Origin of the sequence: Pseudomonas sp. Irchel 3H7 (genome assembly GCF_900187605.1) — a bacterium.
Classification (GTDB): Bacteria; Pseudomonadota; Gammaproteobacteria; order Pseudomonadales; family Pseudomonadaceae; genus Aquipseudomonas.
In genome coordinates, this window is the sequence record NZ_FYEA01000005.1 from 192,470 (window position 1) to 214,470 (window position 22,001).

Here is a 22,001-nt window from a genome sequence, read left to right on the forward strand (position 1 = left end):
GCGCGCCGGGAACCCATCGGCCACCGAGGCGCTCCAACAGCGCAGTGCCTGACCGACCCGACTGCCTTTGCACATGGAGCTTTTATGAAATTTCTCGCACCACTCGCCATGCTGACCCTTTGCGGCGTAATGGTCGCCCCCGTCATGGCCGACGAAGACGCCCCGGGCCTGACCGGTTGCGCCGCCAAGAAGCAGGGCATCATGAATCAGATCGAACAGGCCAAGTCGCGCGGCAACGCCGATCAGCAGGCAGGCCTGGAAACGGCCTTGCGTGAAGTGACCGAGCACTGCACCGACGCCGGCCTGAAGAAAGAACGCGAAAACAAGGTGCTCGAAGCCAAGCACGAAGTGAGCAAGCGTCAGGCGGATCTCGACAAGGCGATGAAAAAAGGCGACCCGGAGAAGATCAACAAGCGCAAAGACAAACTGGCCGAGTCGCGCAAAGAACTGCAGGACGCGCTGGACGAAATCGATAAGTAAGCATTGATGCAGTGAGTTTGATGGCCTATTCGTCAGCTCGTCGCCCGGAACAAGCTCGCTCCCCTATTGATCCGTATTCACCTGTACAACTCGGTCAACTGTGGGAGCGAGCCTGCTCGCGAAGGCGTCAGCTCAAACAATAGAAATCAATGATCGCGAAACTGTTTATGGCAAGCGCTGCAAGCATCTTCAACTTTCTGCACCGCCGGCCCGAGATTGCTGGCCTTGTACGGCTGAACCTGACTGGCAATCACCAATTCACCGGTGGCCGCTTCAAGGTTGCGGGCCATTTCCTGAAAACGCGCCTGCTGTTTCCAGACATCATCCTTGGCGCTGGTGTGATCTTCTTCACGCACCTGCGGAAAATGCTTCCACGGTTCATGGGACAACGCATCGAGTTTTACCGCGCCTTCGGCGAACTTCGGCCCGTCGAACGGAATACGCCCACGCAACATGCCACCCAGGTCTTCACCGGTTTTGAGCATTTGCTTGAAGATCGCTTTGCGTTGGCCCAGCGGAGAATTCGGATCGACACCGCCACAGGCGGAAAGGGTTAGACAGGCCAGCAATACAACAGCAATTCTTTTAAGAGTCATGGTGGCTTCAGGTCACGGAATTCGGCGGCCAGTATCCTCGCGTCACCGCCAAACACCAATAGCCCTATTAAAAATACGGGTTGTTCGAGCGCATGGAGCACGCGGGCAACCGACACAGGAATCACTCCATGAACAGCCGTTTCAAGGCCTGGCGTCACCCGTTGTTCGCAACCCTGCCGCTGCTGGCGATTCTCGCCGGCTGCACCGGTGGCGACAGTGCCAAGCCAAAAACCCACGCACTGGCCACTTACTCCAGCGCTACCTGGGAAGCCCTGCCAGCAGTGTCCGACAGCGATCTGGTTGCCGGTTTCGGTTCGTGGCGCAGCGCGTGCACCCGGCTCAAGGCTGACGCCATCTGGGGCAGCACCTGCGCAGCGGCGGCCAATGTGCCGCAGAGCGCCGCAGAGATTCGTGCGTTCCTCAAACAGAATCTCGATGTCTACGGCCTGCGCGCTGAAAACGACAACGCCAACGGTTTGATCACCGGCTACTACGAGCCAGTCTACCCCGGCAGCCTGACGCCCACCGATGTGGCGAACGTGCCGGTGTATGGCGTGCCGGAAGACATGATCATCGTCTCGCTGGAAAGCATTTATCCCGAACTGAAAGGCAAGCGCCTGCGCGGTCGCCTCGAAGGCCGAGTGCTCAAGCCTTACGACGACGCAGCAACCATCGAATCCAAAGGTGTGAAAGCGCCCGTGGTGGCTTATCTGACCGACCCGATGAACCTGCAATTTCTGCAGATCCAGGGTTCCGGGCGGATTCAGACCGAGGACGGCAAACAGCTGCGCATCGCCTACGCCGACCAGAACGGCCATCCGTACCGACCAATCGGGCGCTGGCTGGTCGAGCAAGGTGAGCTGAAGAAAGAAGACGTGACCATGAACGCGATCAGCAATTGGGCCAAGGCCAATCCGTCGCGCATCCCGGAACTGCTCGGCAGCAACCCGAGCTACGTGTTCTTCACGCGCAACCCGGACAGTAATGAAGGCCCGCGAGGTTCGCTGAACGTGCCGCTAACTGCCGGCTACAGTGCGGCGGTGGACCGCAAGGTGATTCCGTTGGGCAGTCTGTTGTGGCTATCAACTACTAAACCGGATGGCACTGCACTGGTCCGCCCGGTCGCGGCACAGGACACCGGCGGCGCGATTGCCGGCGAGGTGCGTGCGGATCTGTTCTGGGGCACCGGTGATGCGGCCGGGCAATTGGCCGGGGACATGAAGCAGCAGGGGCAGATCTGGATGCTTTGGCCAAAAGGTGCCGCGTTGCCGCAAGTGCCGCAGGTGGCGGATACAGAGAAGAAGTAAGCCTTGGAATCTGCTGAGGTAATCAGATAGCTATCGCGAGCAGGCTCACTCCTACAGGGGAACGCATTCCAAAATGTAGGAGTGAGCCTGCTCGCGATGAGGCCATCAGCAACACCAGTAAAATAATCAGACCGACACGAAGAAGAACGAAGCGATCAGCCCCATCCCCACAAACCACACTAGCGACCGCAAGATCGCCCAGTCCGCCAGATAGCAAATGATGTACAGCAGGCGACTGGTGATAAACAGCACCGCCAGCACATTGACCGTCACCAGCTCCGCCGTCCCCACCAGGTGCGCGACGATCACTGCCGCCGCAAACGCCGGCGTCACTTCAAAGCTGTTCATCTGCGCCGCATGCGCACGCCTGGCCACACCGTTGAGACTTTCGAGAAAGTCGCGCGGATCGTGGTTGTCACTCAACCGGTAGCCACCCACGGCTTTCGCCACGCCAGTGCAGATATACGGCAGAAAAATTGCGATCAACACACACCACAGAGCCACCGTCATAACGCCGTCCTTTTTTCGAGTTATAGAATTCGCGAGCGGTCAGAACTTCATCACCAGCATGCCGATCAGCACCAGCCCACAGGCTAAGAGCCGTGGACGGCCGAAAGGTTCTTTCAAGTAGCGCATGCCGAACAGCACCACCAGAATCACACTGATCTCACGCAATGCCGCGGCCTCAGCAATCGAGCCCAACTGCATCGCCCACAGCACCAGAGCGTAGCTGGCCAATACGCAGAAGCCCACCGCCAACCCCAGCTTCCATTGCTCACGCCAGAACAACATGAACGCCGGACGCTTGGCGACCCACGCCAACAGCGGAAACGGCCACGCGCTGAACAACGTGACCCAGACCAGGTAATCGAGCGGATGCGACCAGCGCCGCAATGCCTGGCCGTCTATGTAGGTGTAGCAACCAATACACAGGCCGATCAACGCCACCACCGGCAGCATCGACCATGGCAAATGCTTGCCGCCACCGCCCTGCCACAACAGACAAACCATGCCCAACGGGATCAGCATGATCCCGAAAATCTGCTGCGTGGTGAGCACTTCACCGGCGAAGATCAAGGTCAGCACCAGCACCACCAACGGCGACAATCCGCGCATCAGTGGATACACCAGGCCCAGATCGCCGACCCGATACGCCTGAATCAGCAGGTAGCGATACAGCAGCTCAAAAGCTGCCGAAGCGAGAATCCATGGCCAGATTTCCATGGGCGGCAAGCTCACGAATGGAAACGCGATGGCAACGACCAGCAGCGCCACGGTGTCCATGCACGCCACCACCAGCAGCCGCTCGGCGCTGAACTTGATTAACGTATTCCACGTCGCATGCAACAGCGCCGCCATCAATACCAAAGCTGTCGCCAGCACGTCTTACCCCTTATTTTTATGAGTCCCCGTGTAGGAGCTGCCGCAGGCTCGGGCTCCTACAGTGAAAATCCGAATAGTCAGATTATTGATTCGCGATGTGTCAGCAGCTGTTTATACTGCAAGCGACCACGCCGCACTCAGTTGCGCACAGAAAAATACCAATAATTCCTGCCTGCACCGCCCTCCATCGAGATCGGTCGTCGGCTTGCGTATGCCTGATCAAAGCGTCAAGACTACCGACAGAGACCTTGCGCATGCCACTCGCCTTGCTTGCCCTCGCTGTTGCCGCGTTCGGCATCGGCACCACCGAATTCGTCATTATGGGCTTGTTGCCCGACGTCGCCCGCGACCTTGCCGTGAGCATTCCCCACGCAGGTCTGTTGATTACCGGTTACGCGCTGGGCGTGGTGTTCGGCGCGCCGATTCTGGCGATCGGCACCGCGAACATGCCGCGTAAAGCAACGCTGCTGGGCATGACGCTGATGTTCATCCTCGGCAATATCCTCTGCGCCCTCGCACCGAACTACGCGACGCTGATGGCTGCTCGTGTGGTCACCGCGCTGTGTCACGGCGCGTTCTTCGGCATTGGCTCGGTGGTTGCCGCCGGGCTGGTCGCGCCGAACAAACGCGCGCAAGCGATTGCGATGATGTTCACCGGCCTGACATTGGCCAACGTCCTCGGCGTACCGCTGGGCACGGCGCTCGGGCAATACGCCGGTTGGCGCTCGACCTTCTGGGCGGTGTCGGTGATTGGTGTCGTCGCCGCCCTGGCGCAGTGGCTGTGGTTGCCGAAACACATCCCGATGGACAAGGCCAACCTTGCCAGCGAGTTCAAGGTGCTGGGCAAGGTCAACGTGTTGCTGGCGCTGGGCATGAGTGTTTTGGCCTCGACCAGTCTGTTCAGCGTGTTCACCTATATCGCGCCGATCCTGCAAGACATCACCGGCGTCAGCCCGCACGGCGTCACGGTGATGCTGCTGTTATTCGGTGTAGGCCTGACCGGCGGCAGCATGCTCGGCGGGCGTCTGGCTGATAGCCGTTTGCTGCCGTCGCTGGTCGGTGTGGCCCTGGCGGTGGTGGTGATTCTGGCGGCGTTCAGCCAGACCAGCCGCTCGGTTGTGCCGGCGGCAATCACCCTGGTGCTGTGGGGGATTTTTGCTTTTGCGCTGTGCCCGATTCTGCAATTGCTGATCATCGATCAGGCCCATGAGGCACCGAACCTCGGCTCGACGTTGAACCAGAGCGCTTTCAACCTCGGTAATGCCGCGGGTGCGTGGATCGGTGGGCTGGTGGTGGCCAGTGGCGCGGATCTGGCGGACTTGCCGTGGACCGGTGCGCTGGTTGGCGTATTGACCGTGCTGACGGCGCTGTTTTTCATCTATCTGCAACGTCGCGGCGCGGCTGCGGTCAATGTGTCCGGCTAATCGGGTTTAGCCTGCAAGAGCTCTCACCCTAGCCCTCTCCCAGTGGGAGAGGGGACTGACCGTGTTGAGTGTTCGAGTTACATCGACCTGAAATTTCGAGCCGAACTCAGGCCCTGAAAGACTTGAAGATCTGCTCCCTTTCCCCCTCTCCCCAAGGGAGAGGGCTGGGGTGAGGGGGCTCTTGATCTCATCACACCATCAACTGTGTCCCGATCCTGACTCAGCCCATCCAACCCCTGCACCAAAGATTCGGTGCGCTATCTTTCACCCCTCATCCAAAGGACCCCGGATGCTTGAACTTGTCGCCGCTTTCATCTGCCTCACCACCCTCCTCACCTTCGTCAACTTCCGCTTCATCGGCCTGCCGCCGACCATCGGCGTGATGGTCACCGCACTGCTGTTCTCGCTGATCCTGCAAGGCCTGAGCGTGCTCGGCTACCCCGGTCTCGAAGAACGCGTGCAGCAACTGATCGGCCAGATCGACTTCGGCGATCTGCTGATGAACTGGATGCTCTCATTCCTGCTGTTCGCCGGCGCCTTGCACGTTAACCTCAACGATCTGCGCAGCTACCGCTGGCCCATCGGTCTGTTGGCGACTTTCGGTGTGTTGATTGCCACCACGGTGATCGGCAGCCTCGCCTATTACATTTTTGCCCTGTTCGGCTGGCACGTGAGCTTCTTGTACTGCTTGCTGTTCGGCGCGCTGATTTCGCCGACCGACCCGATTGCCGTGCTCGGCGTGCTGCGTACCGCCAACGCCTCGAAGCCGCTGAAAACCACCATTGTCGGTGAGTCGCTGTTCAACGACGGCACGGCCGTCGTGGTGTTCACCGTGCTGCTGGGCATCGCCCAACTCGGCGAAACCCCGACCGTCAGCGCCACCGCGATGTTGTTCGTTCATGAAGCCATCGGCGGTGTGCTGTTCGGCGGTCTGATCGGTTATCTGGTTTATCGAATGATCAAAAGCGTCGAGCAGCATCAGATCACAGTGATGCTGACCTTGGCGCTGGTCATTGGCGGTTCGGCGATGGCCACCGAGATTCACGTTTCCGCGCCGATCGCGATGGTGGTGGCCGGTCTGATCATCGGCAACGTCGGGCGCAATCTGGCGATGAATGACATGACCCGCCGCTATCTCGACGGTTTCTGGGAATTGCTCGATGACATGCTCAACGCGCTGTTGTTCGCGCTGATCGGCATGGAACTGTTGCTGCTGCCATTCAACTGGCTGCACATGGCAGCGGCAGGTTTGCTGGCGGTGGCGATTCTGCTCTCGCGCCTGCTCACCGTAGCACCAGCGATTCTGCTGCTGCGACGCTGGCGGACAGTGCCCGCCGGCACCATCCGCATTCTGACCTGGGGCGGCTTGCGCGGCGGTGTTTCGGTGGCACTGGCGCTGGCCCTGCCGCTGGGCCCGGAGCGCGATCTGCTGCTGAGCATCACTTACATCGTGGTGCTGTCGTCGATCCTGTTGCAGGGGCTGACCATCGGCAAACTGGTCAAACACGCGACTCGCAACGAGCCGAGTGCTGCGACCGAAACCGCACACTGACACATCACTGCGGCGCCGTCGTGGAGTACTTTCATGACGGATCGCAGAGTAATTCGAGCAGATGTCGCATCGCCAACGGGCGGTGCGGCGTCGAGCTGTGCATCACCACCAGTTCCCGCGAATAACGCTGCTCCTTTTCCACCGGCAGGACATACATTCCGTCCAGCGCCATCCCGGCCCATTGCGGCACCAGTGACACTCCCATCCCCTGATTGACGAGCATGACGATGGTTTCCAGCGCATCCAGTTCACACAGCAAATTCGGCTCGATCGCCTGCTCGTCGAGGTAGCGCTGTGCAATCTGCCCGCCCCATGAACGCGCGTCGTAACGTATGAATGGACCTGCACGCAGCAATGTTTCCAGCGATTGCCCGGTGTGCGTGGCCGGAGCAACCAGAACCAACGGCTCGATCTTAAGCACGGTCAGCGCCAGAGCCTTGGGTGGCTGAAATGGTGGCCTGACCAGAATCGCCGCATCCAGTTCGCCCGCCAGCACTTTTTCGTAAAGGCTTTTTGAATCCCCGGGCGTGATCTTCAGCTTCAACGCCGGCGCCGAAAATGCCAATCGCTCGATCAACCCCGGCAACACACCCGTCAACGCCGTCGAGATCGCGCCAATCTTCACCTCTCCCGTCAGAGCATCGTGGTTCAGATCGTTTTGCAACGCCTGCGCCTGTTCGATGATCGCCCTGATTTGCGGCAGCACCTGCAGACAGAGATCCGATGGCCGTACGGCATGCGCGGTGCGCACCAACAAGGCATAACCCAGTGACCGTTCGAGTGCCTGAACTCGCTGACTGATCGCCGCCGCCGTGCGGTTTTCGCGGCGAGCGGCGGCCGCAATCGAACCGGTTTCAACTACTGCGATCAGGCTTTGAAGAAAGCGCACGTCCATAAGTTTTCCTTTCGCTCAGAACAAGACGAAGCCGTTTTGCCCCGCCGCATGGCCTGTTTACCCTGAGTGCTCCTTCACTCAGGGCTATCACATGAACAGACCTTTTCACGCTGCATACCATGTTTGCGACCTGGAACAGACGCGGACTTTTTATCGAGATGTGTTGGGCTGCACTGAAGGCCGCAGTACAGAGACGTGGGTCGACTTCGACTTTTTCGGCAATCAACTCTCGCTGCACCTGGGCAAACCCTTCGCGACAACCCGCACCGGGCAGGTCGGCGAGCACAAGGTGCTGATGCCACACCTCGGTGTGGTGCTACCGCTAGAGGAATGGCTGGAACTGGCCGAGCGGCTGAACCGCCTGGGCACTCACTTTGAAATCCCACCGGTGATTCGTTTCGCCGGCGAAGCGGGCGAGCAACGCACGATGTTCTTCCTTGACCCCAGCGGCAACCCGATCGAAGTCAAAGGCTTCAAGGACTTCAACGGTCTGTTTGCGCATTGATTCCAACCCCAACAAACACAATAAAAAGGGGCACAGCATGAGTAGCAAAACATCCACCAGCCTGGTCACTCGCATCATGATCGGGCTCGCCGCCGGGGTCGTCGTCGGCATCCTCCTCAACCAGTTTCCCGAACACAAAGCCTGGTTTATCGACAACCTGCTGCAACCGGCGGGCGACCTGTTTATCAGGCTGATGAAAATGATCGTCGTACCGCTGGTCTTTGCCTGCATGGTCGTTGGCATTGCCGGCGCGGGCAGTACCAAGGCCTTGGGACGGGTCGGGATAAAAACACTGGTGTATTTTTTCACGATCACCAGCATCGCCATCGTCTTCGGGCTGATCATCGGCAATGTATTCCAGCCCGGCGCTGGCGCGGATTTCAGCAGCACCTTGCAAGCACCGGTCACCGGCCTGGCCACTACGGGTGAAACGCAGAACCTGGGTCGAACCTTGGTCAACATCGTCCCGGACAACATCGTATTGGCCATGTCGCAGGGCAAACTGCTGTCGGTGTTGTTCTTTGCCATCCTGTTCGGCTGCGCCTTGTCGATGCTGCCCGAGCAACAGAAGGCGCCGCTGATCGCGGTGATGCAGGCGGTTTCCGACACCATGTTCAAAGTCACGCATCTGGTCATGCACTATTCGCCGATCGGTATTTTCGGCCTGATCGGCGTGACTGTAGCCAGCTTTGGCCTGAGCGCCTTACTGCCACTGGCCAAGCTGATCGGCATCACTTATGTGGCGGTGTTGCTGTTCGCATTGTGCGTGCTGGGTTTGGTGGCGCGAATGGCCGGGATCCGTTTTTTCCACCTTATCCGCGAAATACGCAGTGAACTACTGCTGGCCTACAGCAGCGCTGCTTCGGCCACGGTGATGCCGCAGTTGATCGAAAAAATGGAACGCTATGGAGCGCCGCGCCCGATTACCAGCATGGTCATTCCGCTGGGCTACTCGTTCAACCTCGACGGCGCATCACTGTTTGCAGGGCTGGGCACATTGTTCATCGCTCAGGCTTATGGCATTGACCTGGGTCTGGCAGATCAGGCGATGCTGGTGCTGATCATGGTGCTGACATCCAAAGGCGCGGCGGGCGTGCCGGGCTTCATGTTCATCATTCTGACGGCAACGCTGACCGCCGCCGGATTGCCAGTGGAAGGCGTGGCGATCATCGCTGGCGTTTACCGGTTGATGGACATGCCGGTGACTGCGCTGAACGTGTTGGGCAACGCGCTGGCGCCGCTGGTCATTGCACGTTGGGAAGGCCAGCTCAAGGCGCCTGAAAGCGAGCCGGCCGCGTCACCGGTCAGCCCGCCGTTCAACGCCTGAAACTATCGGCTTTTGCTGTCTGAATCATCCTCGCGGGATTCGCCAGAGGCGGGTTTATCCGTCTTTGGCGCGCCGCTCTCGCTGCGAATCTGCGCATGGCTGATCAGCGCAAAGATAAAGCTGCCACCAATGATGTTCCCCGCCAGCGTCGGCCCGGCGAAGACCATCCAGAAATCACTCCACGGCAACTCGCCGGCGAACACCAGATATGACACCTCCGCCGAACCCACCACGATGTGAGTGAAGTCGCCGAGCGCCATCAGGTAGGTGATGAGGATAATGATCCACATCTTCGCGCTCTCCATGGACGGAATCATCCAGACCATAGTGGCGATCATCCAGCCGGAAACGATGCCCTTGGCGAACATCTGGCTGGCGTGGTTTTCCATGACCTTGCGGCCGATTTCGAGAAAGGCGTGGTCAGTCTTGGTGTCGAAGATCGGCAGTTCGAGCATCACGTACGCGACCAGAATCGTGCCGCACAGGTTGCCGACCAGCACCACCGTCCACAGGCGGATCAGCCGGCCGAAGTTTTGCAGGGTCGGCTTGGTCATGACCGGCAGCACGGCAGTCAGGGTGTTTTCGGTGAACAGTTGCTGACGGGCGAGGATCACCGCGAGAAAACCTGCGCAGTAACCGAAGCTGGCGATCACCTTGAATTCGTCACCGTCGGGCAGGCGCGAGTTGAGCAGGCCCATGCCCATCAATGACAAGCCCATGGTCAGCCCGGCCGCCAGCGCCGACCACCACAGCGCGGCGATGCTGCGCTCCAGTTCCTGATCGCCTTGGCTGCGGATGATTTCGTGCAGAACGGCCGCGCGGGGCGGCTGGTTTTTCTCGACTTCGTGTTGCTCTTTGGCCGAGAGATCGGGGGTCTTGCCGTCGGTGGGAGTGGTCATGGCGTGGGAACCGTGGGGGTGGTGTTTACCTACGACCCTTGAGGCTTGGAATACGTTCTGTGAGCGCCACGCTAATAGTGTAGGAGCTGCCGAAGGCTCGGGCCGCGATCGGACGATCTTTTGATCTTGCCTCTATAAAACAAGATCAAAAGATCGCAGCCTGAGGCAGCTCCTACAGAGCTCGCATTACTCGCTGACTAACTCATCTTCCTGGAACTGGTCTTTGACGTACTTGATTTCAGTGCGCCCGTGCGGTGCCGGCAAACCGTCTTCACCGAGGTTCACAAAAACCATCTTCTCAACGGTGAGAATGCTCTTGCGAGTGATCTTGTTGCGCACTTCGCACGTCAGGGTGATCGAGGTGCGGCCGAATTCGGTGGCGGTAATGCCCAGTTCGATGATGTCGCCCTGGCGCGAGGCGCTGACGAAGTTGATTTCGGAAATGTACTTGGTCACCACGCGCTGATTGCCCAACTGCACAATGGCGTAAATCGCCGCTTCCTCGTCGATCCAGCGCAGCAGGCTGCCGCCGAACAGGGTGCCGTTGGGGTTGAGGTCTTCGGGTTTTACCCATTTGCGGGTGTGGAAATTCATCTTCACTCCTGAGTGTCTTGCCGAACGATGGACGGTATCTTGGCAGACTGAGCGGTCAGGCTCCATGCGGCTTCGACTATGGTCGTCATTAACGATCTTCATCTGGCCGACAGAAACCCTTTGGAAGATCAGTCTAGACGGCTATAATCGCCCCCGTTTCAAAACGGTCATCTTCAATTGATACCGTTTTCCCGCCACCTGTCCGAGGGGCGCTGCAGCAGGTTCAACCTGTCAGGCTCGGATGGGGCGTTGACCGGCCTTAGGCTGGACACTAAACGCACAACGGCGCCCATTCGCATACATTACGAATGGAGGCTCTTCATGAGCGCTGTTATCACGCCTGCAGATTTTAACGATTACAAAGTTGCCGACATGTCCCTGGCTGCCTGGGGCCGTCGCGAAACCATCATCGCCGAATCGGAAATGCCGGCTCTGATGGGTCTGCGTCGCAAGTATTCCGGCGAACAGCCGTTGAAAGGCGCCAAGATCCTCGGCTGCATCCACATGACCATTCAGACTGCCGTGCTGATCGAAACCCTGGTTGCCCTGGGTGCCGAAGTACGTTGGTCGTCGTGCAACATTTTCTCGACTCAGGATCAGGCTGCTGCCGCTATCGCTGCTGCCGGTATCCCGGTTTTCGCCTGGAAAGGCGAAACTGAAGAAGAGTACGAGTGGTGCCTGGAGCAGACCATCCTGAAGGATGGCCAGCCATGGGACGCCAACATGATCCTCGACGACGGCGGCGACCTGACTCAGTTGCTGCACGACAAGTACCCACAAGTACTGGATCGCGTTCACGGCGTGACCGAAGAAACCACCACCGGCGTACACCGTCTGCTGGACATGCTGGCCAAGGGCGAGCTGAAAATCCCGGCCATCAACGTCAACGACTCGGTGACCAAGTCCAAGAACGACAACAAGTACGGCTGCCGTCACAGCCTGAACGACGCGATCAAGCGCGGTACTGACCACCTGCTGTCCGGCAAGCAAGCGCTGGTCATCGGTTACGGTGACGTGGGCAAGGGCTCGGCTCAGTCCCTGCGTCAGGAAGGCATGATCGTTAAGGTTTCCGAAGTTGACCCGATCTGCGCCATGCAGGCGTGCATGGACGGTTTCGAACTGGTTTCGCCATTCATCGACGGTATCAACAACGGCACCGAAGCAAGCATCGACAAAGCGCTGCTGGGCAAGATCGACCTGATCGTGACCACCACCGGTAACGTCAATGTTTGCGACGCGAATATGCTCAAAGCTCTGAAGAAGCGCGCTGTTGTCTGCAACATCGGTCACTTCGACAACGAGATCGACACCGCTTTCATGCGCAAGAACTGGGCATGGGAAGAAGTGAAGCCACAGGTACACAAGATCCACCGTACCGGCCCGGGCGCTTTCGACGCTCAGAACGACGACTACCTGATCCTGCTGGCCGAAGGCCGTCTGGTAAACCTGGGTAACGCCACTGGCCACCCAAGCCGCATCATGGACGGTTCGTTCGCCAACCAGGTTCTGGCGCAGATCTTCCTGTTCGGCCAGAAGTACGCCGACCTGTCGCCAGCCCAGAAAGCCGAGCGTCTGACCGTTGAAGTACTGCCGAAGAAACTCGACGAAGAAGTGGCCCTGGAAATGGTTCGCGGCTTCGGTGGCGTGGTCACTCAACTGACCAAGCAACAGGCTGACTACATCGGCGTGACCGTCGAAGGCCCGTTCAAGCCACACGCTTACCGCTACTGATTGGCTGAGCGTCGACGCGGTGTGCCTGGCGCACCGCGTTGCCTGACTGGCGCTGCTGACCGCTCTGTGTAGGAGCTGCCGCAGGCTGCGATCTTATGATCTGCAAAGATCGCAGCCTGCGGCAGCTCCTACAGGGTGCAGCGTCCGGCTTACGTGTTTCCAAGGGTATGACCATGTCCCAAGACCGTCGCTACAGCTTCGAGTTCTTCCCGACCAAGACCGATGCTGGGCATGAAAAACTGCTCGCCACTGCCCGTCAGCTGGCCACATACAATCCTGACTTCTTTTCCTGCACCTATGGCGCTGGTGGTTCGACCCGTGATCGCACCCTCAACACCGTTCTGCAACTGGAAAGCGAAGTCAAAGTACCGGCCGCACCGCACCTGTCGTGCGTCGGCGACAGCAAGGACGACCTGCGCGGCCTGCTGAACGAGTACAAGGCTGCCGGCATCAAGCGCATCGTCGCCCTGCGTGGTGACCTGCCGTCTGGTATGGGCATGACCAGCGGCGAGCTGCGTCACGCCAATGAACTGGTTGAATTCATTCGTGAAGAAACCGGTGATCATTTCCACATCGAAGTCGCTGCGTACCCGGAGATGCATCCGCAAGCACGCAACTACGAAGACGATCTCGCCAACTTCGTGCGCAAGGCCCGTGCCGGCGCCGACAGCGCAATCACCCAGTACTTCTTCAACGCCGACAGCTACTTCTATTTCGTCGACCGTTTGCAGGCGCAGGGTGTCGATCTGCCAATCGTTCCGGGGATCATGCCGATCACCAACTACAGCAAACTCGCGCGCTTCTCCGATGCCTGCGGTGCGGAAATCCCGCGCTGGATCCGCAAGCAACTGGAAGCCTACGGCGATGACACACAAAGCATTCAGCGCTTTGGTGAGCAAGTCGTCAGCGAGATGTGCGAACGCCTGTTGCAGGGCGGCGCGCCGGGGCTGCACTTCTATTCCATGAACCAGGCTGAGCCGAGTCTGGCGATCTGGAATAACCTGAAGTTGCCGCGTTGAAACAGCGGCAAGCTTCAAGCTGAAAGCAACAAGCAAGATCAAAAGATCGCAGCCTTCGGCAGCTCCTACACAGGATTTAATTACACCTGTAGGAGCTGCCGAAGGCTGCGATCTTTTGCTTTTAAATCCCCGAATTAGAGCTTGTGCAGGCACTTTCTGGCTCTTTCGCGTTTCTCGTCGTAATCTCAAGCCATGCCTTTGATCACGCAGTTATTCGCCGTGCTGGTTTTTGCTTGCCTGAGCTTCGCCGCTCGAGGCGAGAAGTTGCGTATTGTCACCGAGCCGTGGGCGCCTTACGTCTATGAAGAGAACGGTAAGAACCTCGGACTGGATTACGAAACCACGGCCATCGTCTTCAAACGGCTGGGCATAGAAGTCGAATGGCAATTCCTGCCGTGGAAGCGTTGCCTGTCGATGCTTGAAACCGGCCTTGCCGATGGCGCGCTGGATATCTTCCATAGCGATGAGCGCGACGCCACCCTGCTCTACCCGAGCGAGCCGCTGTCGGACGTCGAATTCGTGATGTTTTACGCCAACGACCGGCCGCACCCGTTCAGCAAACTCGAAGAACTCAAAGGCCTGACCATCGGCACCTCGCCGGGTTATCTCTATAGCCCAGACTTCAGCGAATCAACATTGTTTACCCGTGAACCGGCCCCGACCCACGAAGCCAACTTCGGCAAACTGGTGCGCGGTCGCATTGACTTGCTGATCACTGACCGTCGCGTCGGTCAGCATTTGCTCGATGAGCTGAATATTCGCGATCAAATCACCGAAAACCCGACGGTTATTAGCCGTCAGAGCCAGTTTCTCGCGGTTCGACGCAATGCCGGCATGGATTTGCTGGTGCAGCGGTTTGGCGCCGAGCTCAAGCGATTCAAGCGCGAACCGGCCTACGCCGAGCTGAGCGCACGCTACGGCGCCGCCCCCGCCAGCAGCCCATCAATGAATTCAGCCACGGCCAGCGGCAAAACCGTTGAGCAGCAGGAAAGCAGCGCGCAGTGATTGCTCTGTTATACTCCGGCGTTCCCGCCAGGCTCACGCCCGGACGCCCGGAACCGTAACAGGCCTCTCGACCCGCTACAGCGCAGCTTTGCAGCCCGCGCGAGCGCTCCAGACGTGCCTTCGGAACCGCAGCAGGACCGGACGGGATTGCGTCCTCTTAAACGTGATTCGCGCCAGGCAAGACTCCCATTGGGCCAAGCCCTAACTAAAACAGGATTACTCATGTCCTTTGCTTCCCTCGGTCTCTCCGAGGCTTTAGTCCGCGCCATCGAAGATGCGGGCTATACCGAGCCTACTCCGGTGCAACAGCGGGCCATTCCCGCCGTGTTGCAAGGTCGCGACCTGATGGTTGCGGCACAGACAGGTACCGGTAAAACCGGCGGTTTCGCCCTTCCGATCCTGGAGCGGTTGTTCCCCAATGGTCACCCGGACAAATCCCAGCGTCATGGCCCGCGCCAACCGCGCGTACTGGTCCTGACCCCGACCCGCGAACTCGCGGCCCAGGTTCACGAGAGCTTCAAGATCTACGCCCGTGACCTGAAATTCGTCAGCGCCTGCATCTTCGGCGGCGTTGGCATGAACCCACAGGTTCAGGCCATGTCCCGTGGTGTTGACGTGCTCGTTGCGTGCCCGGGTCGTTTGCTCGATCTCTGCGGCCAGGGCAGCGTTGACCTGTCCCACGTGGAAATCCTCGTCCTCGACGAAGCCGACCGCATGCTCGACATGGGTTTCGTGCACGACGTGAAAAAAGTTCTCGCGCGTCTGCCGTCCAAGCGTCAGAACCTGCTGTTCTCGGCAACCTTCTCCAAAGACATCACCGACCTCGCCGGCAAGCTGCTGCACAACCCGGAACGCATCGAAGTGACGCCGCCGAACACCACGGTCGAGCGCATCGAACAACGCGTGTTCCGTCTGCCGGCCAGCCACAAGCGTGCGCTGCTGGCGCACCTGATCACCGCCGGCGCGTGGGAACAGGTGCTGGTGTTCACCCGCACCAAGCACGGCGCCAACCGTCTGGCCGAGTACCTGGACAAGCACGGCCTGCCGGCTGTGGCGATCCACGGTAACAAGAGCCAGAACGCACGGACCAAAGCGCTGGCCGACTTCAAGGCCAACCAGGTGCGTATCCTGGTGGCTACCGACATCGCCGCGCGCGGTCTGGACATCGATCAGTTGCCACACGTGGTCAACTTCGAACTGCCGAACGTCGATGAAGATTACGTTCACCGTATCGGCCGTACTGGCCGTGCCGGTCGTTCGGGCGAGGCGATTTCGCTGGTCGCGCCGGACGAAGAAAAACTGCTGAAAAGCATCGAACGCATGACCAAACAGAAAATCGCCGACGGCGACCTGATGGGCTTCGATTCGAGCACCATTGAAGCCGAGAAGCCGGAAGTGCGTGAACGTCCGGACGTGCGTAACCCGCGCAATCCACGTGGCCCACGCGGCGACGGGCCGAATGGCGGCGGCGGTGGTGGCGGTCGTAAGGACAAAGGCAAAGACAAGGGCAAGGAAAAACCGGCCGGTGAACGTGGCGAGCGCCCTGCCCGTCAGCAGAAACCGCGCGAAGGTACTCCGAGCCGCGAACAGCGTCCGAGCCAACCGCCACGTGCGGCAGCTGATCGCGCACCGGACGAATTCCTCGACGACGATATCGATAACTTCGGTAACCGCGTTGACTACGTGCCGAAACCGGCTCCTGCTGGCGGCCGTGGTCGTCGTCCAGGCGCACCGGCTCAAGGTGCTGGCGCAGGTTCGGGCGCACCTCGCGGCGGTCAGTCGCAGGGTCGCCAGAACGGCCCGCGCAACAGCAACGGTTCGAGCACCGGCACCCCACCGGCCAAACGCAGCGGCCCGCGCAATGGTGCACCGCGTGACGGTCAGTCGGGTCGTCGCGACGATTCCGCTTCGTCCTCGCGCAACCGCCGTCCAGCCCGTGACGATCAGCCACGCAGCGAGCCAGCCGTGCAGAACCCGCGCAGCACCGGCCCGAAGATCATGCACAAGGAATCGAAAGCCGATCGCTTCCCGACGCCTGAGCAGCTTGATCAACTGCCAAGCCGCCCGCGTGGCGAAAAACCAGCCTTGCTGACCCGCAATCGCTGATTTGACGCTGCAATGAAAAATGCCCCGCCTCGAAAGAGCCGGGGCATTTTTTATGGACGACCCAAACCCGCTTTCTGTAGGAGCAGCCTTCGGCAGCTCCTACAGGGGATCAGGGTTGTGGCAGGCAATAAAAAACGCCCCCGGCCTTTCAACCGGGGGCGTTTTTATGTGGCGAGGAGAAAGTTACTTAACTTTCACGCCTTCCAGCGAGATGTCCAGATCCGCAGTTTGCGAGGTAGGACCTGGGCCCTTGATCCCGAAATCGTTCAGGTTGAGGGTGGTCTTCGCGTTGAAACCAGCACGCTCGCCGCCCCATGGATCCTTGCCTTCGCCGTTGAACGTGGCCTTGAAGGTCACAGGCTTGGTCACGCCGTGCAGGGTCAGGTCGCCAGTCACGTCAGCAGTCTTTTCACCGGTCGACTTAACAGCGGTGGAGACGAACTTGGCGTCAGCAAACTTGCCCACGTCGAGGAAGTCTTTGCTGGCGATGTGCTTGTCACGTTCAGCGTGGTTCGACCAAAGGCTGGCGGCTTTCACATCGACGGAGATTTTGCTGGCTTCAGGCTTGGCCGAATCCCACGAGAACGTACCGTCGAAATCTTTGAAAGTACCGTGGATGAAGCTGTAACCCAGGTGGCTGATTTTCCAGTCAACGAAGGCGTGCTGACCTTCCTTGTCGATTTTGTAGTCCGCCGCCATGGCCTGGGCCGAGAGCAGTGCAGAACCGATTGCCAGAGCGGCCAGAGTCTTTTTCAACATGCTTTCTTTTCCTTTGAGTCGAGGTTGAATTTCAGGCTTTGCGACCGAGCATTCGCGTCAGGGTCGCATCACGATCGATAAAGTGGTGCTTCAATGCTGCCAACGCATGGAGACCGGAAAAAATTACCAGTGCCCACGCCAGCCAGAGATGAATCACCCCAGCGGTATCTGCCTGATCCGGTAGCCCGGAAACCAGTGCAGGAACTTCAAACAGGCCAAACACCGGAATCCCGACACCGTCTGCGGTGGAAATCAGGTAACCGGCAAGCATCACAGCGAACAGCGCCAGATACAGAAACCCGTGGCCGAACTTGGCGCCGATACGGGTCATGCGGCTGTAGCTCTGCAGCGTCGGCGGCGGTGGGCTGATAAAACGCCACAGCACCCGCAACACCATCACGGCCAGCAACACCAGGCCGATACTCTTGTGCAGATCCGGCGCCTCTTTGCGCCAGCTGCTGTAGTAATCCAGCCCGACCATCCACAGGCCCAGCGCAAACAGCCCGAAGACCACCAGCGCCACGCCCCAGTGCATGAAGATGCTGACCCAACCATAGCGCGAAGAAGAGTTACGTAGCTGCATTGCCCAAATCCTGTGAGAACTGCGAACCAAGACTAGCGAGTTATCTATCGAATTAAAGCGGAAAATTTTGCTTTGAAATATCGAGAAATACGATCAAGAGTCTGGAAGTGGCTTGTTAAGGAAAGATTAACGGGGAAAGTGTGGCGGGATGTTAGGTGGCAGATCCTGATGATGCGCTGTCTGGACAGGCTTCATCGCGGGCAAGCCCGCTCCCACAGTGGTCGGTGGCGTTCATAAATTCTGCGTTCACCTCAGAAACCTGTGGGAGCTGGCTTGCCAGCGATGGGGCCCTCACAGGCAAAAAAAAAGCGCGGCATAAACGCCGCGCTTCTTCATTCACCGCAAGGCTTACTGCGCCTTGGTCTCGGTCGTTGCCGCAGGCTTGGCCGCTGGCTTCTTCGCCGGTTCAGCCTTCTTCGCCGCCGGTTTCGCCGCAGGCTTTTTCGCTTCGGTTTTAGCCGCCGGCTTCTTCGCCGCAGGCTTGGCTGCCGCTTTCTTCGCAGGCTCAGCCTTTACCGGAGCTGCAGGCTTCGGCGCTTCCACCGGAGCTGGCGCAGGTGCCGGGGTCGGCGCAGGTGCTGGAGCGACCGGAGCAGGTGCCGGCTCTGGCGCCTTCACTGGCTCAGGCTTCTTCTCGTCATCCGAACCGCCGAACAGATTAGTGAAGAAGTTGCCCTTCTTCGCCGCCACGGCACCCGCCGCGCCTGCCGCTGCTGCAGCCGGCAGCACTTTGGCTGGCTCGAACGATTTGCCCGCCGCCAGATCTTCAACCTGACTGGCCGCTCGCTGGCCAGTGCGCAGTGCGCCTTCCAGAGTTCCCGGGTACAAGGTGTCGGTGTGTTCGCCGGCGAAGGTCACGCGTTGCAGCGGACGTTCCCACAGGCGCCAGAACTTGCTGATCTGCCCCGGGCCGTAAGCCAGGTAGGCGCCGCCCATCGACGGGTCGGTGCTGTAGCGACGGATTTCATAACCGGTGAACGAGCCACGGGCCTGTGGATAAAACGCGTGCAGACGGATCAGCACCTGATCGACCATCTGCTTGTCGCCGAACGCCTGCATCACGCGGGCATTGTCGCCGGACAGGTTGATCACCACGTTGGCGCCGCCCTTCAGGGCAGGTTCGATCCAGAGCATGCCGAGACCGGTGTTGCTGTAGATCTCGCCGGACATGCGCGCCTTGCTTTCCCACACCGGCGTCTTGAACTTCAGCATGATCTGGTCGCGCCAGCCGTAGTTGGTGCCCTTGATCGCGGCCATGTGCTGGGCATCCAGCGCCGGCGTCAAAGCAATCTTGTTCAGCGCACGCAATGGCACGGCCAGTACAACGTAATCAGCCTGATAACCAACACTGCCGACCTTGACGGTCACGCCATCCTTGTCCTGATTGATCGCCGACACCGGCGAATTGGTCTTGATCGTCTTGATCTGTTTAACGAACGCCTGCGCCAGCACCTGGCTGCCGCCGACCAGACGCGAAGCACGCAGGTCGCGGTCGGAGATGCCGCGATACACGCGGTTCTGCTGCGCGAAGTACAGCAGCGACAGACGCGAAGGTTCGTCGTAGTGGGTGCGGATGTCCTGGTTGATCAGCTGACGCGCTGTGGCCGGCAGGTTCTGCTTGTCGAGCCAGCTCGATACGGTGATCTGGTCCAGTGCGTGCAACGTACTGGTCGCCGCCGGGTTCTGCGGATCGTCGATCGAACGCGCCAGATCGTCGAGGGTTTTCTGATAGCGCTTCAAGGCATCGGCGGTGGCCGGTTGCTTGGTCGCCAGATCGGCGGCAGAGAAATACTCGCCGTCGATCAGGTAGCCCGGGGTCCGCACGAACTCAGGTGCCGCCGTGGTGCCCAGCTTGAACGTCGACACGTACTTGTTCAGCACCGGCTGGGTCTTGTCGTTGCCGATCCACTCGCTGGTGGCCATGCCCGAGCGTCCGCCCAGGCTCGGCTTGGCTTCCAGCAGGGTGACCTGCCAGCCTTTGTTTTGCAGTTCATAAGCGGCAGTCAGACCCGAGAGGCCGCCGCCGATCACGATTGCAGTTTTATCCTTGGCCAGCGCTGTAACGCTGAACAGCCCCAACATCACCAGCGCACAGGCGCGCAGCCAACCGACAGACATTCAGCGAACTCCGGAAATACACGTAGGAAAAAGCAGTTTTGCGGGTCAGACGACCCAAAGAACCGCGAAGAATACGTTAGCCATCAAAACGCCGCCAGCGACGTCTATCGGCTCATACAAAGTAGCTCAATCGACACAATGGGTTGTCCCCGCGCGATGCATTGCATAGGCTTGCGCGATTGTTTGCCCGCGCCTGACGCGAGCCGCCTCGAGGAGACTGTAAATGGGCCTGAATAACCAGTGGATGCAACGCGACCTCGCGGTGTTGTGGCATCCCTGCACCCAGATGAAAGACCACGAACAGCTGCCGCTGATCCCGATCAAGCGCGGCGAAGGCGTCTGGCTCGAAGACTTCGAAGGCAAGCGCTACCTCGACGCGGTCAGCTCGTGGTGGGTCAACGTGTTCGGCCACGCCAACCCGCGCATCAACCAGCGCATCAAGGATCAGGTCGATCAACTGGAGCACGTGATTCTGGCTGGCTTCAGCCATCAACCGGTGATCGAGCTGTCCGAACGTCTGGTGAAGATGACGCCGGAAGGGCTGAACCGGGTGTTCTACGCCGATAACGGTTCGTCCTGCATCGAAGTCGCGCTGAAAATGAGCTTTCACTACTGGCTCAATCGCGGTCAACCGAACAAGAAGCGCTTCGTCACCCTGACCAACAGCTACCACGGCGAAACCATGGCGGCGATGGCGGTCGGTGACGTGCCGCTGTTCACCGAGACCTACAAAGCGCTGCTGATGGACACCATCAAGGTGCCGAGCCCGGATTGCTACGGGCGCCCCGAGGGGATGAGTTGGGAAGAACATTCGCGCAACATGTTCGCGGCCATGGAACAGACCTTGGCCGAGAACCATGACAGCGTCGCGGCAGTGATCGTCGAGCCGCTGATTCAGGGCGCTGGCGGCATGCGCATGTATCACCCGGTGTACCTCAAGCTGCTGCGCGAATCCTGCGATCGCTACGGCGTGCATTTGATCCTCGACGAAATCGCCGTTGGTTTCGGTCGCACCGGAACCATGTTTGCCTGTGAACAGGCCGGCATCCGCCCGGACTTCCTCTGCCTGTCGAAAGCGCTGACCGGCGGCTATTTGCCGCTGGCCGCGTGCCTGACCACCGACGAGGTCTACAGCGCGTTCTACGATGACTATCCAACCCTGCGCGCCTTCCTCCATTCGCACAGCTACACCGGCAACCCGCTGGCGTGCGCGGCGGCATTGGCAACGCTGGATATCTTCGAGCAGGACAACGTCATCGAGAACAACAAGGCGCTGGCCCAGCGCATGGCCTCGGCGACGGCGCATCTGGTCGATCATCCGAACGTCTCCGAAGTGCGCCAGACCGGCATGGTGCTGGCCATCGAGATGGTCAAGGATAAAGCCACCAAAGAGGCCTACCCTTGGCAGGAACGTCGCGGTCTGAAAGTGTTCCAGCATGCGCTGGAGCGTGGCGCGTTGCTGCGTCCGCTGGGTAGCGTGGTGTATTTCCTGCCGCCGTACGTGATCACCCCGGAGCAGATCGACTTCCTCGCAGAAGTGGCTAGCGAAGGCATCGACATTGCCACGCGTGACAGCGTCAGCGTGGCCGTGCCGAAAGACTTCCACCCCGGCTTCCGCGATCCGGGTTGATCCGGTTTACTCGCTCGTTCCCACGCTCCGCGTGGGAATGCAGCCCGGGACGCTCCGCGTCCCAAAGCGGACGCAGAGCGTCCATTGA

At 59.6% G+C, this 22,001-nt stretch carries 20 protein-coding genes and 1 riboswitch; of the genes, 11 read left to right on the forward strand and 9 right to left on the reverse strand.

Annotation, left to right across the window (positions count from 1 at the left end; translation table 11 throughout):
- Positions 1 to 84 precede the first annotated feature (84 nt).
- A complete protein-coding gene (locus CKW38_RS11260) occupies positions 85 to 480 on the forward strand; it encodes a DUF1090 domain-containing protein (RefSeq protein ID WP_007913741.1) in 396 nt (131 codons plus the stop codon).
- 146 nt (positions 481 to 626) lie between these two features.
- On the opposite strand, the gene CKW38_RS11265 is transcribed toward CKW38_RS11260, so the two are convergent.
- Positions 627 to 1,076, reverse strand: coding sequence for a cytochrome c (locus CKW38_RS11265; RefSeq protein ID WP_095112773.1), 450 nt, complete (start codon positions 1,074 to 1,076; stop codon positions 627 to 629).
- A 128-nt stretch (positions 1,077 to 1,204) separates the two neighbouring features.
- Here CKW38_RS11265 and CKW38_RS11270 point away from each other — a divergent pair, with 128 nt between their 5' ends.
- Positions 1,205 to 2,383: a murein transglycosylase A gene (locus CKW38_RS11270; RefSeq protein ID WP_095112774.1), complete on the forward strand. Its 1,179-nt coding sequence runs from the start codon at positions 1,205 to 1,207 to the stop codon at positions 2,381 to 2,383.
- 126 nt (positions 2,384 to 2,509) lie between these two features.
- On the opposite strand, the gene CKW38_RS11275 is transcribed toward CKW38_RS11270, so the two are convergent.
- Together CKW38_RS11275 and CKW38_RS11280 are read right to left on the reverse strand one after the other, a co-directional pair.
- Positions 2,510 to 2,893: an MAPEG family protein gene (locus CKW38_RS11275; RefSeq protein WP_008081053.1), complete on the reverse strand. Its 384-nt coding sequence runs from the start codon at positions 2,891 to 2,893 to the stop codon at positions 2,510 to 2,512.
- A 39-nt stretch (positions 2,894 to 2,932) separates the two neighbouring features.
- Positions 2,933 to 3,766, reverse strand: coding sequence for an EamA family transporter (locus tag CKW38_RS11280; RefSeq protein ID WP_095112775.1), 834 nt, complete (start codon positions 3,764 to 3,766; stop codon positions 2,933 to 2,935).
- A gap of 254 nt (positions 3,767 to 4,020) precedes the next feature.
- Here CKW38_RS11280 and CKW38_RS11285 point away from each other — a divergent pair, with 254 nt between their 5' ends.
- Positions 4,021 to 5,190 carry an MFS transporter gene (locus tag CKW38_RS11285; protein WP_007913735.1) on the forward strand — a complete coding sequence of 390 codons (1,170 nt, stop codon included), beginning with the start codon at positions 4,021 to 4,023 and terminating at the stop codon, positions 5,188 to 5,190.
- A gap of 289 nt (positions 5,191 to 5,479) precedes the next feature.
- Positions 5,480 to 6,742, forward strand: a complete 1,263-nt coding sequence (locus CKW38_RS11290; RefSeq protein ID WP_095112776.1) for a sodium:proton antiporter — start codon at positions 5,480 to 5,482, stop codon at positions 6,740 to 6,742.
- Between the two features lie 31 nt (positions 6,743 to 6,773).
- On the opposite strand, the gene CKW38_RS11295 is transcribed toward CKW38_RS11290, so the two are convergent.
- Positions 6,774 to 7,637 carry a LysR family transcriptional regulator gene (locus CKW38_RS11295; protein ID WP_095112777.1) on the reverse strand — a complete coding sequence of 288 codons (864 nt, stop codon included), beginning with the start codon at positions 7,635 to 7,637 and terminating at the stop codon, positions 6,774 to 6,776.
- Between the two features lie 91 nt (positions 7,638 to 7,728).
- Between CKW38_RS11295 and CKW38_RS11300 the strand changes: the two genes are divergently transcribed.
- Positions 7,729 to 8,142 carry a VOC family protein gene (locus CKW38_RS11300; protein WP_095112778.1) on the forward strand — a complete coding sequence of 138 codons (414 nt, stop codon included), beginning with the start codon at positions 7,729 to 7,731 and terminating at the stop codon, positions 8,140 to 8,142.
- Between the two features lie 76 nt (positions 8,143 to 8,218).
- Positions 8,219 to 9,469 carry a cation:dicarboxylate symporter family transporter gene (locus tag CKW38_RS11305; RefSeq protein ID WP_095112861.1) on the forward strand — a complete coding sequence of 417 codons (1,251 nt, stop codon included), beginning with the start codon at positions 8,219 to 8,221 and terminating at the stop codon, positions 9,467 to 9,469.
- 2 nt (positions 9,470 to 9,471) lie between these two features.
- Here the strand turns inward: CKW38_RS11305 and CKW38_RS11310 are convergent, their stop codons facing one another.
- Together CKW38_RS11310 and CKW38_RS11315 are read right to left on the reverse strand one after the other, a co-directional pair.
- Positions 9,472 to 10,368: a formate/nitrite transporter family protein gene (locus CKW38_RS11310; protein WP_095112779.1), complete on the reverse strand. Its 897-nt coding sequence runs from the start codon at positions 10,366 to 10,368 to the stop codon at positions 9,472 to 9,474.
- Positions 10,369 to 10,554: 186 nt separating this feature from the next.
- Entirely contained in the window at positions 10,555 to 10,962 is a 408-nt protein-coding gene (locus tag CKW38_RS11315; protein ID WP_007913723.1) for an acyl-CoA thioesterase, read from the reverse strand.
- Between the two features lie 198 nt (positions 10,963 to 11,160).
- A riboswitch (S-adenosyl-L-homocysteine riboswitch) is annotated at positions 11,161 to 11,260 on the forward strand.
- A gap of 23 nt (positions 11,261 to 11,283) precedes the next feature.
- On the opposite strand from CKW38_RS11315, the gene ahcY reads away from it, so the two are divergent.
- The 4 genes from ahcY (at position 11,284) to CKW38_RS11335 (ending at position 16,823) form a co-directional block, all read left to right on the forward strand.
- Positions 11,284 to 12,693, forward strand: a complete 1,410-nt coding sequence (ahcY, locus tag CKW38_RS11320; RefSeq protein ID WP_007913721.1) for an adenosylhomocysteinase — start codon at positions 11,284 to 11,286, stop codon at positions 12,691 to 12,693.
- A gap of 173 nt (positions 12,694 to 12,866) precedes the next feature.
- Positions 12,867 to 13,712: a methylenetetrahydrofolate reductase [NAD(P)H] gene (metF, locus tag CKW38_RS11325; RefSeq protein ID WP_064388104.1), complete on the forward strand. Its 846-nt coding sequence runs from the start codon at positions 12,867 to 12,869 to the stop codon at positions 13,710 to 13,712.
- Between the two features lie 192 nt (positions 13,713 to 13,904).
- Positions 13,905 to 14,717 carry an ABC transporter substrate-binding protein gene (locus tag CKW38_RS11330; RefSeq protein WP_007913718.1) on the forward strand — a complete coding sequence of 271 codons (813 nt, stop codon included), beginning with the start codon at positions 13,905 to 13,907 and terminating at the stop codon, positions 14,715 to 14,717.
- A 222-nt stretch (positions 14,718 to 14,939) separates the two neighbouring features.
- Positions 14,940 to 16,823 (forward strand): DEAD/DEAH box helicase, encoded by a 1,884-nt coding sequence (locus CKW38_RS11335; RefSeq protein WP_007913716.1) that lies wholly within the window; start codon positions 14,940 to 14,942, stop codon positions 16,821 to 16,823.
- 183 nt (positions 16,824 to 17,006) lie between these two features.
- Here the strand turns inward: CKW38_RS11335 and CKW38_RS11340 are convergent, their stop codons facing one another.
- From CKW38_RS11340 to CKW38_RS11350, 3 genes are all read right to left on the reverse strand, one after another.
- Complete coding sequence (locus CKW38_RS11340; protein WP_095112780.1) at positions 17,007 to 17,582, reverse strand: YceI family protein; 576 nt, start codon at positions 17,580 to 17,582, stop codon at positions 17,007 to 17,009.
- Positions 17,583 to 17,613: 31 nt separating this feature from the next.
- Positions 17,614 to 18,165 carry a cytochrome b gene (locus CKW38_RS11345; RefSeq protein ID WP_007913713.1) on the reverse strand — a complete coding sequence of 184 codons (552 nt, stop codon included), beginning with the start codon at positions 18,163 to 18,165 and terminating at the stop codon, positions 17,614 to 17,616.
- A 348-nt stretch (positions 18,166 to 18,513) separates the two neighbouring features.
- Positions 18,514 to 20,283 (reverse strand): flavin monoamine oxidase family protein, encoded by a 1,770-nt coding sequence (locus CKW38_RS11350; RefSeq protein ID WP_095112781.1) that lies wholly within the window; start codon positions 20,281 to 20,283, stop codon positions 18,514 to 18,516.
- Between the two features lie 223 nt (positions 20,284 to 20,506).
- Between CKW38_RS11350 and CKW38_RS11355 the strand changes: the two genes are divergently transcribed.
- The gene (locus CKW38_RS11355; RefSeq protein ID WP_095112782.1) at positions 20,507 to 21,913 is read left to right on the forward strand and encodes an adenosylmethionine--8-amino-7-oxononanoate transaminase; all 1,407 of its coding nucleotides are present in this window, start codon (positions 20,507 to 20,509) and stop codon (positions 21,911 to 21,913) included.
- Positions 21,914 to 22,001 lie beyond the last annotated feature (88 nt).

Bases quoted from the DNA above. Each gene is read 5' to 3' on its own strand.
- CKW38_RS11260 (WP_007913741.1), top strand. From the start codon at position 85: ATGAAATTTCTCGCACCACTCGCCATGCTGACCCTTTGCGGCGTAATG.
- CKW38_RS11265 (WP_095112773.1), bottom strand. From the start codon at position 1,076: ATGACTCTTAAAAGAATTGCTGTTGTATTGCTGGCCTGTCTAACCCTT.
- CKW38_RS11270 (WP_095112774.1), top strand. From the start codon at position 1,205: ATGAACAGCCGTTTCAAGGCCTGGCGTCACCCGTTGTTCGCAACCCTG.
- CKW38_RS11275 (WP_008081053.1), bottom strand. From the start codon at position 2,893: ATGACGGTGGCTCTGTGGTGTGTGTTGATCGCAATTTTTCTGCCGTAT.
- CKW38_RS11285 (WP_007913735.1), top strand. From the start codon at position 4,021: ATGCCACTCGCCTTGCTTGCCCTCGCTGTTGCCGCGTTCGGCATCGGC.
- CKW38_RS11290 (WP_095112776.1), top strand. From the start codon at position 5,480: ATGCTTGAACTTGTCGCCGCTTTCATCTGCCTCACCACCCTCCTCACC.
- CKW38_RS11295 (WP_095112777.1), bottom strand. From the start codon at position 7,637: ATGGACGTGCGCTTTCTTCAAAGCCTGATCGCAGTAGTTGAAACCGGT.
- CKW38_RS11300 (WP_095112778.1), top strand. From the start codon at position 7,729: ATGAACAGACCTTTTCACGCTGCATACCATGTTTGCGACCTGGAACAG.
- CKW38_RS11305 (WP_095112861.1), top strand. From the start codon at position 8,219: ATGATCGGGCTCGCCGCCGGGGTCGTCGTCGGCATCCTCCTCAACCAG.
- CKW38_RS11310 (WP_095112779.1), bottom strand. From the start codon at position 10,368: ATGACCACTCCCACCGACGGCAAGACCCCCGATCTCTCGGCCAAAGAG.
- CKW38_RS11315 (WP_007913723.1), bottom strand. From the start codon at position 10,962: ATGAATTTCCACACCCGCAAATGGGTAAAACCCGAAGACCTCAACCCC.
- ahcY (WP_007913721.1), top strand. From the start codon at position 11,284: ATGAGCGCTGTTATCACGCCTGCAGATTTTAACGATTACAAAGTTGCC.
- metF (WP_064388104.1), top strand. From the start codon at position 12,867: ATGTCCCAAGACCGTCGCTACAGCTTCGAGTTCTTCCCGACCAAGACC.
- CKW38_RS11330 (WP_007913718.1), top strand. From the start codon at position 13,905: ATGCCTTTGATCACGCAGTTATTCGCCGTGCTGGTTTTTGCTTGCCTG.
- CKW38_RS11335 (WP_007913716.1), top strand. From the start codon at position 14,940: ATGTCCTTTGCTTCCCTCGGTCTCTCCGAGGCTTTAGTCCGCGCCATC.
- CKW38_RS11340 (WP_095112780.1), bottom strand. From the start codon at position 17,582: ATGTTGAAAAAGACTCTGGCCGCTCTGGCAATCGGTTCTGCACTGCTC.
- CKW38_RS11345 (WP_007913713.1), bottom strand. From the start codon at position 18,165: ATGCAGCTACGTAACTCTTCTTCGCGCTATGGTTGGGTCAGCATCTTC.
- CKW38_RS11350 (WP_095112781.1), bottom strand. From the start codon at position 20,283: ATGTCTGTCGGTTGGCTGCGCGCCTGTGCGCTGGTGATGTTGGGGCTG.
- CKW38_RS11355 (WP_095112782.1), top strand. From the start codon at position 20,507: ATGGGCCTGAATAACCAGTGGATGCAACGCGACCTCGCGGTGTTGTGG.